We start from the raw sequence: 14,535 nt of genomic DNA, 5'->3' as shown, positions 1-14,535 counted from the left end.
TATACTACGGGTAATATGTTTCTTGAAACAACTTGCGAGGCTCTTCATTAAAAAATGCTGCCAAATAATGTTCGCCCTTTGCCCAAGTATTCACCATATTATCATAAAACTTACTGGCAGGATTTCCGCTCTGCCCGCCCGGATAAACGGTATAAGCTTTCTTTTCACCAAAGTCTATCACCATGCGCCAGCTTGGCCCATTGGTAGAATTGGTAGCATTTATTACTCCAAGGTTTCCACCATTGTACACATTCAAACTACTAAATGCATCTAGCTTGGCCAAGTGTTCTATTTTAGTGGCTTTGTATTTTCCCCAATCTAAATTTTGGGTGGAAGCCAATTTATGCGGCACATCGGTACCGTAAGGTTCATGCACTTCTACAAATTCATTCTTACGCAAACTTTCCGCAATTACTTTAAACGATTGCAACACAATATCGGTTCTTGTTTCTTTTTCAGGAGTAGCTGCAATATCGTAAAAAATGGAGGTGCTATCTTTTTTGAGCATATCTACAATGGTATAGAAAGTAGGCTGCTTGAGTGCCGTTTTAGGATCGAGCATTTCATCGAATAACATCCTGCGCAATTCATTCCACCAAATTTCAAAATACACAGGTGCAAGCGCATTGGGTTCAGCATAAAAATTCCATTGCTGCAATACCGCCAACACTTTCTTCTCTTCACTATTTAACTGCGTAGTATCTAGCAAACCAATGAGTACCGGCTGAGCTTCGGCAGGCAATAAGAAGTAATTATTGTTCTGCATTTTCTTCATATCATCTGCAGTAACATGGCTCATGCTGCGGAGCAAATTATTTATTACTCGGTTTCTATAATTTTCGTACACACCAACACCCGGATAGTAATACTCATAAGCTGCAGTAGTTGGATGCTGGTTAGCACTGCTTACAAAACCGCGTGCAGGATTCTTTTCAGTTGGATTTTTTTCGTTTGGAATAAATGAGGTCCAATCGTTTTTTGATTCCGCAGTAGAAATATATTTCCCTTGTTCAGAAGCACGATCTCGCACAGGAAACTTCCCCTGCTGTGTGATAGCAATATCGCCAGCGGCAGAAGCAAATACAAAATTCTGAGATGGGCAGGTAAAATATTGTAATGCTGCACGGTAATCATCGTAATTCTTACCGCGATTCATTAAGTAAAAAGTTTTAAACTCGTTGGAAGCCAGGTGTGCCGTCCATTTCATGGCAAGGTTTTGCTTTATTGGTGCATCGCCAAAATTCCTATCGTACACTACGGGGCCAAACTTTGTAAAAACGATAGTATCTATAAAATCGGGCTGCCCATTTACTTTAAAGGTTTCGATTTTAAATGTAGTTGGTTGCCATGCGCCATCTAATTTGTAAGCAGTTCTACTATTGTTGTTGAACTCTATTTTATACCAATCGCGCACATCGCGGCCACCGTTGGTTACGCCCCATGCTATGCTATCGTTGCAACCAATAATTACCGCAGGTGCTCCGGGCAAGGTAGCTCCATACACATTAGTGGTTGGGGACGATAAGTGCATTTCGTACCAAATGGATGGCAATGACAATTTCAAGTGTGGGTCGTTGCACAAAATTGGTTTACCGGTGGCTGTTTTACTACCATGCACAGCCCAGTTATTAGACGCCATTGCATTTTCATCTTGTATAGTGGTTGCCGGATATGAAAATGAAGGTTCTGCAAAAGATGCTTTACCGGAATGCAATTTTCTGTTTGAAGGCGGTAACACATCACTCTCCAACGGCCGGGTTTTAGCGCTTGGTGCTGATGCTTGCTTTATGCTGCCACCAATGCTTTGCTCAATTGCTTCGTCTGAAATTATTGGATCTTCATTTTCTATAAAATCGGGATATAGTTTTTGAAACTCATCTTTTCCAAATTTTTCTACAAATGCAGTATTCTGAATATCGTATTCATACACACTAAGCATATTTGCCATGTTCTTTAGCAAGAGTGCCACTTTCTTTGGCTTCCATGCTTCAGGTTCATAACCCAACAGCTTATATTCTATGGGCAATTCTTTTTTAGATAGCGATTGAATGTAAGCATTAACACCGTTGCAATAAGCGGTTATCAGGCGTTTACTTTCCTCATCTTTAGCAATAAAATCTTCAGAATTTTCTGCGCCAAATACCATGCCTATTCTACGCATAGTGCGGTCGCTTTCCAATCCCTTTTCTCCAATAATTTCGCTCACGCGACCTGCTGCTGCATGGGTTGCAATTTCCATTTGCCAAAGTCGGTGCTTAGCGGTAACAAAGCCTTGCATAAAATACAAATCTTCGTCATTCTCTGCCCGAATATGCGGCACCAACCGCTCATCGTACAACACACTTACCTTTCCTTTCAAGCCCTTTAATTGAATACTGGCATCCTTGAAATTTTCACTTGTTTCTACATTTTGCCATATACCATAATTGGGATTTAGCAGCTTACCCAGCGCGGGCAGCGGACCGAGTTTACTATTAAAACTCACTATCAACACCAATGTAATAATTGCCGAAACTGCGGCTCCTATTTTCTTCATACTTCCATAATTAAAAGATTATTACTGCATGGCTTTCATTCGCTGCAACAAGGTTGGATGAGAATAATGCAGAAAAATAAATGCAGGGTGCGGCTGAGGGTTTCCCAAATTATTTACCGTCAACTTTTTGAGTGCCGAAATGAGTGGCTCTGCTGCAAAAGTTTCCTTGGCATACGCATCGGCCTCGTACTCATTTTTACGCGAATAAATGTGCATTAAAATTCCCGTAAGCAAGCTCACCGGACTAAACAATAGCGAAAACGTAATGAGCGATAAATGAAAATTGTTTTTTGCAGCACCCAACACTTCAGCCATTAGCGGACTAGTAGAAAGCCAACCAAAAACAAAAAACATTACACCTATTTGCGCCACACTCAACACCATACTTTTTTGCACGTGTTTCTTTTTGTAGTGCCCCACTTCGTGTGCCAAAACTGCTGTTATTTCTTCCTGCGACAAATCGTTGATAAGCGTATCGTACAGCACAATATTTTTTTGATTTCCCAAGCCGCTAAAGAAAGCATTGGCTTTAGAACTTCGCTTACTGCCGTCTATTACAAAGATATTGGTGAGCGGAAAGTTCACCTTTGCAGCATAGCGCTCTATGGCGCTACGTAAATCGCCTGCGCCTAAAGGCGAAAGTTTATTAAACACAGGCAGCAATACCGAAGTATAAAAAGCCGCCAACAACACCATGAAAACACTTACAATTATCCAGCCTGCAATCCAAAATCCATTGCCCAACCACTGGTGCAAATACGTAAGCAGAGCAATAATGCCACCGCCAATAATTATGCTTAACAAAATTGTTTTAAAAGTATCGGCAAAGAAAGTTGCCCAAGTAGTTTTGTTGAATCCAAACTGCTGCTCAATTACAAAGGTGCTATACAGCGAAAACGGCAACTGAATCAAAAAATTTGCACCACCAATAATGCCGAAAAACACCAATGCTTGCACTACAATATTGGCAGAAATGTTAGCACTTATACTATCTATCCACGCAAAGCCTTTTACCCACAAAAATGCCACAATTACAATGAGTGAAACAAAGCCCGAAACTGTTTTGAGCTTGGCATTTGCCTTTGCATATTGCCTTGCTTTAGCGAACTTTTCGGCATTATATAAATCTGCCAACTCAACAGGAATTGGTTTATCCCATGTTTTTAAATTCAATAAATCAATTGCCTTAGTTACAATAAACTCCAGCAGTATAAATGCAATAATTGCATATAAAATTATAGTTGCCATCGCTGGCGAATGTAAAATAGATTAAGAACTGCTGCTAACTTTCTAAAATGAAAACTTAACGCCTACCACACCATTTATCCCTAAACTTTGGTAGCCATACCAACGCTGGTATTTTTGATGTGCAATATTGTTGAGGTCTAAGAAAAACGAAAGGTACTTCTTAAAGATATATTCAGCACTCAGGTTTATATCGCCCGTTGCCTTAATTGCAGCAGCCGAGCCATCGGCAAGTTTAGCATTAGACTGTGCCAACACAAACAACTGAAGTCCTAAAACAAACTTTTCCTTTAAGTTATAGCTTGCGCGCAAACTCATATCTAAAGCAGGTTCATGCCATGCTTTCTGCTCTGTTTTCATTTTAAAAATATGGTAATCAATATTAAACAGCAACTGTAGATTATTCAACCAATTATAGCCGGCTTCGGCATGGATTGTAAAAATGCTGGCATTATCGTGTATTACCTTAAAGCGTTTCATATCATTGGTATCGTTTACCAACAAAGGCATATTCCACACATACTTGTAATGAAACCTTGCATTGTAAGAAAAACCATTGGTGGTTCCTTTTAATCCTGCCTGCAAATCGCTCCTACGTGTATTGGTTAAGTTCAACGAGCTGCTTACAAAATTATTGAGCATGGCAAATTGGGCAAAAGAGTTTTTATGGAAAACCCAATCCCAATTTACAAAAGCAATAATTGCGTGTTGATACAATCTTTTCTCGGCAGCTATCTGCACCAGCGGATACACCTTTTTGCCATCTATTGCCAATCCGGCTTTTGCCTTTAAGAACCAGTCATCGTTGTCGAAAAAATAACCGAGTTTGAACTGAAAAATGTTTCGTTGCAGCGCAGCAGTATCGCGATAGTTAGAAATATCAAAGTCAAAATCGGCTTCGGCATGGTGCAATTTTGCAAAGGCGCGTTCCAAATTAGTGGTTCCGCCTACTAGCCATTCATTGCTTTTACCTTTGGTTTCCATGAAATAATTGAAACGTATATCCTGCCTAAAATTCAACTTTGCATTGTTCTCTACCGCATTCTTGATGAATACATTTCCATCGAAACTCCTTAGCTGCTGCAATACATTTTTTCGCGTTGTAGAAGAATCTGCAAAGGCATAAAAATGATTTCGGATATTATGAAAACTAAATGCCGTACCCACTTCTACTTTGCCCGGAGTGCCACTCAAATAAAAGCCTACTTTATCGTTGCTAAAACGCTGCAATTTATTGGTAAAGCTGGCTGCTGAAAGATGATTGTAATGCAAGCCAAACTTTAAGTTTTTCACCTTGCGCTCATTGTACTCTAATTGTGCTACCGGCATCCACGGTAAACCAAAACCAAGTTTAATATACGACTGGTTTCTGCGCTCAATTTTTTCTTTGCTCAACGCTATAGGCTTTAAGGGATTGGGCTGAAAGTAGCCTGTTTTAAAATCACGTTGAGGCAAGCGATAAGAGTAGGTTTGCTTGGTGGTTTCCAACTCCGGAATTTCAGGACTTACTGTTATTTTATCGGCATCGTTTAAAGTAGATTGGTATTGCTTAATTACAATTACTTCATCGTTGGTACCGCTCTGCGCCATAGATACAAACGAAAACAGCAGTACCATTGCGGTGCCTATACTTTTTACACTAAGCGTTTTTACTATTCTACTACTCATCCTTATTTATTTTACGTCAGAAGGATTTTCCATCAATAAACTATCTGCCGGAATCTCTTGATATAGTTTAGACTTGTTTAATTCATTTTCGCGCAAAGCATCTAATTTTTGCTGTGCCTCACTTTTTAATGCGGCATCTCCATTATAGTTCAAAACAATACTTTCTAAAGTTGCTTTTGCTTGAAACGAGTTATCGAGTGCCACATAATTATCTGCCATTAGTATGAATGTTTTAACCACCCAAAACTCATAAGCAGAGAACTTGTTTTTCAATTTAATACAACTATCTAACGAAGCCTTGTATTGCTGCTTATCGTATGCGATTTTGCAAGTATAGTACTTACACTCTGCAGCTTTTTCACTCACGGCTGCTGCAGCTACTTTATTTAGCAGTGGTAGCGCTTTATCGTATTCGTTTAGGCGGTACAGCGCACGTCCTTTCATATAACTAATCTCTACCACATCGCTTTCTTTCAATTGATTGTTTTGCAAAACCACATCGGCATATTCGATAATTTTTGCATCGTAGTTCAATTTATCGGCACTCTTTAATAACCCCAACTGAGCTGAATATGTATTAGCCGGATTGGAGGCTGCCTGCAACAATTTTTCGTACAGAGCAAAAGCTTCTGCATAATCTTTCAATTCAAAATATGCAATACCCGATGCTTTCAACAATGCACGCTCATAAAACTTAGTGGGCTTATTTTCTTCAAGCGCTTTGAAATCTTTAAATGCTTGTTGAAAATTTTTATCACGCAGGTAGCACTCTGCTCGGGCAAAAAGTGCTTCGCTCACAAAATACCCGGTAGGAAATGTGTTGATGTAGTTAGAAAGCAAGGTAAGTGCCCGGCTATATTCACCATTGTTATAGGCAGTTTCGGCAGCTTGCCATGTTAGCGAATCTTTTTGCCCCGAAGTGATACTTCCAAAACCCGATGCCATTGCTACGTACTCATCGGTTTTGCCAATTTCTACCGCAATTTCTTTTATAGCTACCAACGCCTCTTTTGCCTCTATAGATTTGGGAAATTGATTTACCACTTTCTTGTATGCTTCGAATGCTTCTTGTTTTTTACCTTTATTGTATGCCACCAATGCAATTTTCAAATATGCCTTAGGCACTAAAACGCTTGAAGGAAAGCGGTTTAATATTTGCTCATAAGCAGTTTGAGCGGCATCGTAATTAGCATTCTCTAAGTGCGTTTCACCAATTTCGTTGTAGGCTTGATCTCTAAACTTACTGGAGGGGAAGCGAATCATAAGCGATTCAAGCGTGCGAACTTTTTCGGCACTTTTATTCATCAATCCATATAAAATTCCTTTTTGAAAAAGTGCATACTCTGCACTTTGCCAGTTCTTGTTTTCTATGGTAGCATAAGCATCTAAAGCGCTATTATACTGCTGTGTTACAAATGCACAATCGGCAAAGCGCAAGTAAGCATCGGGCAACAATTTCTCCTTTTGAAGCACTGTAAGCTCACTGCTATTTTCACTAATAGCTCGCTCGAATGCAGCAGCAGCATACTTGTATTGCTTTTCTTTAAAAAATGAGTAACCTATGTTGTAATGAACAAGAAACGGGAAAAACGAATTATCGTACTTAGCATTAAACTCTAAACTCTTTGCAAAGTTAGATGCTGCACCTGCATAGTTTTTTTGTTGATATTGCGCTTCGCCTTTTACGAATAATGCTCTTGCTGTAATATTTTTATCGGCAGTAATTCCTAAACTTTTATTGCATAATGCTTCTGCCTCTGCGGGTTTAGCATCGTTGAGCAATTGTATTGCCCTAAAGTAAGTAAGCTTTTGGTATGTTTCATTCAACTTAGGACTCCTTAGATTCATCCCTTCTATAAGTTCATAAGCGGCCTCATAGTTTTTAGTTTGAAACAGTGCTGTTGCCAATAGTTCGTTTGCCTCTTCGTAGTAAGCACTTCCTGCATTGTTTTCAATAAAGTTTTTAAGCGTATTCACCGCTTCGCTATAGCCGCCTGTTTCAACCAATAGTTTTCCATAATTAAAGGTTGCCGTTGTTTGAATTTCCTTATCGAAACTCATAGCTGCAGCACTTTGAAAAGCGGTGAGTGCTTGTGCTTTTTTATTGGTTTTTAAATAGCAATCTGCCAAGGCATAGGTAGCATTTTGCCCAAGCGTATCATTCAATAAATTTAGTTGTACAAAATTTTCTATGGCGCGTTTATAGTCGCCTGTTTTGTACTGCGCATAACCTAACTGATACAATTCGTGCTTATTGGCCTTGCTTTGCTTAGAAAGATATGCATCTAATAATGGCAATGCTTTTGCATATTCCGAAAGTTGAAAATATGCTTGCCCCAATAAAAAGTTCAATTCCGGCTTATACATTACGCCACTATCGTTCACTTTAGTGGGAATGTACTCCACCACTTTTTTATACGCCTGTTGAGCATAGTAGATTTGAGCAATGTAATACGGTATTACACCTGCATACATCTTAGAATCTTGTATTTTTAAAAAACTATTGAGGGCTGCATCAAAATCTTTTGTATAAAAACAAATGAAGGCGTAGTAATAGTTTGCCGGATAGAAATACTTTTCTTCGGCAGTAAGCAATGAATGAAAAAGTGGCTTGGCCTCTTCAAACTTCTTTTTGGCAAAATAACTGTAACCCAGCATAAATCTGTAGTTATCGAGCTGCTCCGGCAACAAGTCTTGCTCTTTCACTTTTGCCAAATGCTCTATGGCATTGCTATACTTCTTTTCTTGAAAGGCTAACTTTCCTGCATAGTAGTAGATAAGTTTTCGCTTATCGGTTTCGTGAAATCGCAGCATGTAATTATTTAAACACTGCTCTGCATCTTTATCGTTGTTTTCTACTGCACATGCCGCAATGTAGAAGTGTAGATTTTGCAACAAAACATCAGGATTACTTGCGTTTGAAAAGGGCTGAAGCAGTGCATCTTCAAACGCATTGCGCGAAGACGTAAAGTTTTTTTCGTTCCATAATTCCAATCCTTTTTGATATGATTTCCACGCATCGGAATACACCAATGTTTGCTGCGCAAATGCGTTTTGCAACAAAATGAATAAAAAAAATACCTGCGCCAATGCCTTCATATACACTTTAAGTAACGAAACAAAGTTAGATTTAGGTATATGCTGAATTCAAATGCAATTTCAACAGCTATATAATGTTGTCCTTTTGAGTAGAAAACAAACACCTAAATACCACTATTCCGTAACAGGTACGGTATTTATATTTCCTGTATATCTATAAACTCAATTCCCTCAAAATCATTTGCCTTGGTGTGCGACAACAACACCTGTGCCGTATCTGGCGAATTAAAAAAATCGAGTAAATTCTTGCTTCTAAGTTTGTCTAACTTATCAAAAACATCATCTACCAACAATAAAGGAGCGAAACCTTTCTGCTGTTTTATATATAAAAACATGGCGAGTTTATATGCCAACATAAAACTCTTTTGCTGCCCTTGGCTGCCAAAACGTTTAACAGGATACCCTTGCAACAGCAGTTCCACATCATCTTTATGAATACCCATTTCGGTGCGCTCCAACACTATATCTTTCTGCACATTAGCTTGCAATAATTCCTTAAAGCTTTTTTGCTGCAACTGGCTTACATAATTCAATACAGCTTCGGACGGTGTGCCACTTATTTGCGCATATATTTTTGCAAAACATGCCCTTATTACTTCCATTGCTGCCGCTCTCTTTCTAAAAATTTCTTCTCCACTACTTACCAACTGTTCATTGTAAATACCCAAAAGGCTGTAATCTACTTTACCTGTTTCGCCAAACTGCTTTAGTGCAGCATTGCGCTGAGCCAGCACTTTGTTGTACAGCAATAATACATTCAAATAATCGGCATCTGTTTGAGACAAAGTTCCATCTAAAACCTTGCGCCTTTCTTCGCTGCCTCCTGTAATAATTTCAGCATCGGCAGGGCAAATCATCACACAAGGAAATTGCCCAATATGTTCGCTCAACTTCACATAAGGCTTATCATTTACTAAAAACTCTTTTTTTCGGCCGCCCAAGTATTTACAAACCAATTTTACGGGCAACTGTGCAACCTCCACACTACTTTCTAAACGAAAAAAATCGGCACCGTGTTTTACATTCTGCTTATCATCTGCAAAAAGATAACTCTTAGTTAGGCATAGATAATAAACAGCATCGAGCAGGTTGGTTTTCCCTACTCCGTTATTACCCACTATGCAAGTAATTTTTTTACGAAACGAAAAACTACTTTCACTGTGATTTCTAAAATTCAGCAATTTAATTCCGCTCAGAAACACGGTGCAGAATTATTCATTTCTTGTAAGAAAACAATATGCAACATACCAACGCACTTATTCACGAAAGCAGCCCCTACCTTTTGCAACATGCCCACAATCCGGTAAACTGGTTTGCATGGAATGAAAAAACTTGGCAAAAAGCCCATGCAGAAAATAAACTTGCAATTGTAAGCATAGGCTACAGCGCCTGCCATTGGTGCCATGTTATGGAGCACGAAAGTTTTGAAGACACAGAAGTGGCAGCACTCATGAATGCACATTTTGTAAGTATAAAAGTAGATAGAGAAGAGCGCCCCGATATAGATCAAATTTATATGGAAGCTGCGCAACTTATTAGTGGCAGAGGCGGGTGGCCACTCAATGCCATTTGCCTTCCCGATGGCAGACCTGTGTATGCCGGCACATACTTCCCAAAACAAAACTGGATGCAAATACTACAGTTCTTTGAATATGAGTTCAAGCACAACTTAAACAAAATGCAAGAACAGGCAGAAAACCTTACTTACGGCATTTCGGCAAGTGAAAATTTCCTTCCAAAAGAAGTTCCCGTTTTTACAAATGAGTACAACAACAAAGCCGCACAAAGTCTTTTAAATACACAAGATTTTACATTTGGCGGCCGAGTAGGCGCACCCAAATTTCCAATGCCCATCAACTACATATTTCTGCTACAACACCATTATTTCACACAAAGCAACATTACGCTACAAGCCATCACCACTACATTAAATAATATGCTCGCAGGCGGTATTTACGACCAAATTGGTGGCGGCTTTGCCCGCTATTCGGTAGATGCACAATGGCAAATTCCACACTTTGAAAAAATGCTCTACGATAATGCACAATTGGTTTCGCTCTATGCACAAGCATTTCAACTTACCAAAAACAACAATTATGAACGCATTGTAAACGAAACCCTTGCTTTTGTAGCGCGGGAACTAACAGGAAAATACAGCAACTTCTATGCTGCATTAGATGCCGACAGCGATGGAGAAGAAGGCAAATTTTATGTTTGGAACTACAAAGAATTGCAGCAACTACTCGGTGCTGAGTTTGAGGCATTTCAAGAAATTTATTCTATTACTGAAAATGGAAATTTTGAAGGGCAAAACCATCTACAACTACGGCATACCAACACGCCACACACCAAGCAAATAAATCGGTGGAAGCAAATACTACTTACCGAAAGAAACAAACGTAACCGACCTGCATTAGACGATAAAACACTTACTGCATGGAATGCACTTATGCTCAAGGGCTACTTAGATGCTTATGCTGCCACCGGAATAGAAAGCTACTTAAACACCGCCATACAAAACGGGAACTTTATACTGCAACATCAACATATTGGCAGTGGCGCACTTCTACGATGCTTCAAAAACAATAAAAGCAATATTCATGGATTTTTAGACGATTATGCGTTTAGCATAGATGCCTTTCTATCGCTCTACGAAACAACTTTTGAAACATCATGGCTCGCAGCTTCACTTCAACTTTGCCACTACTGCTTAGAGCATTTTTACGACCATGCCAAACAAATATTTTACTACACCGACCAAGCCGGAGAAACACTCATAGCTAGAAAAACCGAAACTTCCGACAATGTAATTCCCGCCTCTAACTCCGCTATGGCGAAAAACTTATACAAGTTAGGGCTAATGACTGAAAACCAAGATTACATCAACATTGCCAAGCAAACCACACAACACTTTATCGAAGCCATTACTACCCATGCTTCTTTTTATGCCAATTGGGCAATACTGCTGCGCTGGCTTACCAACGAGCCTTACATTATTGCCATCACCGGCAACCAAGCTACCGATATAAAAAGACAATTTGGGCAGCATTACCTTCCCCACTGCTTTTTTGTGGGTGGAAAAACCAACTTAATTCCTGCACTACAAAACAAACCAACAAGCGAAAAAACGCTTATCTACATTTGTAAAAACCGCACTTGTGGGCTTCCTGCACACCATGTGGAAGAAGCATTGCAACAAATTCAATCTTGAATTGCATCTTCGCCCCATGCAAACAATTTCTACTACCAATTTTAGCTTTCCTAATCAGTTAGATGTATATCACGGAAAAGTGCGCGATGTATATTTTTTTAAAGATACTTTGGCAGTAATTGCCACCGATAGAATTTCGGCATTCGACCATATTCTGCCCAAACCAATTCCGTATAAAGGGCAAGTGCTAAACCTAATTGCAGCACACTTTTTAAACGCCACAAAAGATATTTGCCCCAACTGGTTACAAAAAATGCCGCATCCCAATGTAAGCATTGGTTTAAGATGCGAACCTGTTCGTATAGAAATGGTAGTACGCGGCTACTTGGCAGGCCATGCTGCGCGCACCTATGCTGCAGGAGGCAGGGTGCTTTGCGGTGTTACACTGCCCGAAGGCTTAAAAGAAAACGATAAACTCACCACACCTATAATTACACCTTCTACCAAAGCGGTTGAAGGGCACGATGAAGATATTTCGCGCGAAGAGATATTGGCACGCAATCTGGTAGCAGAAAGCATTTATACTACTATGGAAAAATACGCCTTGCAGTTGTTTGAACGCGGCTCGCAAATGGCATTACAGCAAGGACTTATTTTAGTGGATACTAAATATGAATTTGGTGTATATAATGGCGAAGTGTATTTAATAGATGAAATCCACACACCGGATTCTTCGCGCTATTTCTATGCCGAAGGCTATGCTCAAAAGCAGGCAAATGGAGAGCCGCAGCAGCAACTTTCAAAAGAGTTTGTGCGCCAATGGCTAATAGAAAATAACTTTCAAGGAAAAGAAGGACAAACCATGCCTTTTATGCCCGATACTTTTGTGAACGAAATTTCGGAGCGCTATATTCAACTACACGATTTAGTAACCGGCAATACCTTTCAAAAAAGCGAATCGAAAAACTTGCTCCACGAAATAGAACAAGCCGCTTTAACTTGCTTATAGTTAAAACCATTTCTTTTTTTTGAACGTAATGTAAAGCGCCAAACAAAGCACTGCCATTACGCCCCAAACAAGGTAATAACCATACTCCCAACGCAATTCGGGCATTACATCAAAGTTCATTCCATACACACCCACAATAAATGTAAGTGGAATAAAAAACGATGAAATTACGGTAAGCGTTTTCATTACTTCATTCATTTTGTTACTCATCATGCTGTGGTACAAATCCATTAAACTAGTGAGTATATCGCGATACGTTTCAACCGAATCGTTTACCCTAAAGCTATGATCGAGTAAATCGCGCAAGTACGGTCGGTTTTCGGCTTCAAAAAAAGCAACCTCATTCCTATCTAAATTACTAAGCAATTCACGTACCGGCACCGTATGTTTTTTAAACAAAATAAGTGAGCGTTTTACATGCTGTAGCTGAACTAAATGCTGCTTTACTGCATGTCCAATTATTCTTTCTTCCAGCACCTCAATTTCGGAACTAAAATCTTCCAACACCTCAAAATAGCTATCTATCACCGCATCCAACAACGAATACAATAAAAAATCTTCGCCCTTTTGCCTAATTACACCCTGCTTGCGTGCAAGCCTGTTTTTCACTTCATCAAAAACCGCATTATCCTGCTCCACTACCGAAATCAGCAAATTATCTTTCAATACAAAACTAATCTGCTGTGAAGAAAGCTTTAGCTGCTGCTCCTTAAACAATCGCAATGTAATGTAAAGGTATGTGCCATACGACTCCACTTTAGGACGCTGGCGCGTATGCAAAATATCTTCTACCACCAAAGGGTGAATTTGATACCTGGCAGCCAAAGCCGTAAGAATATCCTTTTGCTCGGCACCAGTAATGTGCAGCCAATACACACTATCGGAAGCATTCAATTGGGTACACGTTTCAATATCTGCCGCTTTCTTTTCAATAAAAGAATCAGCATTGTAACTAATAAAAGAAATGTTTCCGGCTACCATGAAATAAATTGCAATTTAGCCGCAAATGAAGGAGGTTATTACGAGTGTGCAAAATCCTTTGGTAAAAAGGATAAAACGCCTAAGCGAAAAAGCGGCTGCCAGAAAAGAAGAGCAGCGCTTTATTATTGAAGGCATTCGCGAATGTTCGTTGCTGCAGCAAAGTGCTTACGGCATAGAAATGCTTATTATTTGCGAAGAAATTTTTACGCCCAGCAGCGATTATCCGATTGCACCAACAGAACGTATAAAATATATATCGAAGCAAGTGTATGAAGCAATTGCTTATAGAGGCAGCAGCGAAGGCATTATGGCACTTGCCATTCCGCACCATTTCCGGTTACATGAAATTGCTTTAAGAACCAACCCATTGCTATTAGTAATTGCCGCAGTAGAAAAACCGGGGAACTTAGGTGCCATGCTGCGTACAGCCGATGCTACAGGAGCCGATGCCGTAATTATTTGCGATGAAAAAACCGATATTTTCAACCCCAATGTAATTAGAAGTAGCTTGGGCACATTTTTTACCAACAATGTTATTGTAGCCTCTTGGGACAAAACCGCTGCTTTCTTTAAAGCAAATAATATTACAAGTTTTGCAGCGCACCTCAATGCTACTAAAAATTGCTACGAGTGCAATTTTACCAATGGCACAGCCATAGTAGTAGGCAGCGAAGCCACCGGACTAAACCAAGCCATAACCGATACTTGCAGCGAGCATTTAAAAATTCCCATGCTCGGCAAAATAGATTCACTTAATGTAAGTGTAAGCGCTGCCGTATTGCTATATGAAGCCGTAAGGCAACGCACAAAAAAAGTAGGAGCTTAATTTTCACTAAGCTCCTACTT

The 14,535-nt window shown here is 39.6% G+C and carries 9 protein-coding genes; 3 read left to right on the top strand and 6 right to left on the bottom strand.

The genetic code is table 11. From position 1 onward, the window contains the following. Positions 1-4: 4 nt before the first annotated feature. The 5 genes from KF872_02260 to recF form a co-directional block, all read right to left on the bottom strand. On the bottom strand, positions 5-2,536 hold the full coding sequence (locus tag KF872_02260) for a penicillin acylase family protein (GenBank protein ID MBX2902352.1): 2,532 nt from the start codon (positions 2,534-2,536) through the stop codon (positions 5-7). Positions 2,537-2,557: 21 nt separating this feature from the next. After that, entirely contained in the window at positions 2,558-3,784 is a 1,227-nt protein-coding gene (locus KF872_02255) for a M48 family metallopeptidase (GenBank protein MBX2902351.1), read from the bottom strand. A gap of 42 nt (positions 3,785-3,826) precedes the next feature. Next, positions 3,827-5,449: a hypothetical protein gene (locus KF872_02250; protein MBX2902350.1), complete on the bottom strand. Its 1,623-nt coding sequence runs from the start codon at positions 5,447-5,449 to the stop codon at positions 3,827-3,829. A 6-nt stretch (positions 5,450-5,455) separates the two neighbouring features. Continuing rightward, entirely contained in the window at positions 5,456-8,548 is a 3,093-nt protein-coding gene (locus KF872_02245; GenBank protein ID MBX2902349.1) for a tetratricopeptide repeat protein, read from the bottom strand. A gap of 137 nt (positions 8,549-8,685) precedes the next feature. Continuing rightward, the gene (gene recF / locus KF872_02240; GenBank protein ID MBX2902348.1) at positions 8,686-9,750 is read right to left on the bottom strand and encodes a DNA replication and repair protein RecF; all 1,065 of its coding nucleotides are present in this window, start codon (positions 9,748-9,750) and stop codon (positions 8,686-8,688) included. Between the two features lie 35 nt (positions 9,751-9,785). Between recF and KF872_02235 the strand changes: the two genes are divergently transcribed. Further along, a complete protein-coding gene (locus tag KF872_02235) occupies positions 9,786-11,759 on the top strand; it encodes a thioredoxin domain-containing protein (protein ID MBX2902347.1) in 1,974 nt (657 codons plus the stop codon). A gap of 16 nt (positions 11,760-11,775) precedes the next feature. Continuing rightward, positions 11,776-12,708, top strand: coding sequence for a phosphoribosylaminoimidazolesuccinocarboxamide synthase (locus KF872_02230; GenBank protein MBX2902346.1), 933 nt, complete (start codon positions 11,776-11,778; stop codon positions 12,706-12,708). Here the strand turns inward: KF872_02230 and corA are convergent, their stop codons facing one another. Beyond that, positions 12,709-13,689, bottom strand: coding sequence for a magnesium/cobalt transporter CorA (gene corA / locus KF872_02225; protein ID MBX2902345.1), 981 nt, complete (start codon positions 13,687-13,689; stop codon positions 12,709-12,711). 25 nt (positions 13,690-13,714) lie between these two features. On the opposite strand from corA, the gene KF872_02220 reads away from it, so the two are divergent. Beyond that, positions 13,715-14,515, top strand: coding sequence for an RNA methyltransferase (locus tag KF872_02220; GenBank protein ID MBX2902344.1), 801 nt, complete (start codon positions 13,715-13,717; stop codon positions 14,513-14,515). Positions 14,516-14,535 lie beyond the last annotated feature (20 nt).

The organism is Chitinophagales bacterium, from assembly GCA_019638515.1.
GTDB lineage: Bacteria > Bacteroidota > Bacteroidia > Chitinophagales > LD1 > UBA7692.
Note: the sequence above shows the minus strand (reverse complement) of the source record. Positions and strands in the feature narration are given on the sequence as shown.

Bases quoted from the DNA above. Each gene is read 5' to 3' on its own strand.
- KF872_02220 (MBX2902344.1), top strand. From the start codon at position 13,715: ATGAAGGAGGTTATTACGAGTGTGCAAAATCCTTTGGTAAAAAGGATA.
- KF872_02260 (MBX2902352.1), bottom strand. From the start codon at position 2,536: ATGAAGAAAATAGGAGCCGCAGTTTCGGCAATTATTACATTGGTGTTG.
- KF872_02245 (MBX2902349.1), bottom strand. From the start codon at position 8,548: ATGAAGGCATTGGCGCAGGTATTTTTTTTATTCATTTTGTTGCAAAAC.
- KF872_02255 (MBX2902351.1), bottom strand. From the start codon at position 3,784: ATGGCAACTATAATTTTATATGCAATTATTGCATTTATACTGCTGGAG.
- KF872_02230 (MBX2902346.1), top strand. From the start codon at position 11,776: ATGCAAACAATTTCTACTACCAATTTTAGCTTTCCTAATCAGTTAGAT.
- KF872_02235 (MBX2902347.1), top strand. From the start codon at position 9,786: ATGCAACATACCAACGCACTTATTCACGAAAGCAGCCCCTACCTTTTG.
- KF872_02250 (MBX2902350.1), bottom strand. From the start codon at position 5,449: ATGAGTAGTAGAATAGTAAAAACGCTTAGTGTAAAAAGTATAGGCACC.
- corA (MBX2902345.1), bottom strand. From the start codon at position 13,689: ATGGTAGCCGGAAACATTTCTTTTATTAGTTACAATGCTGATTCTTTT.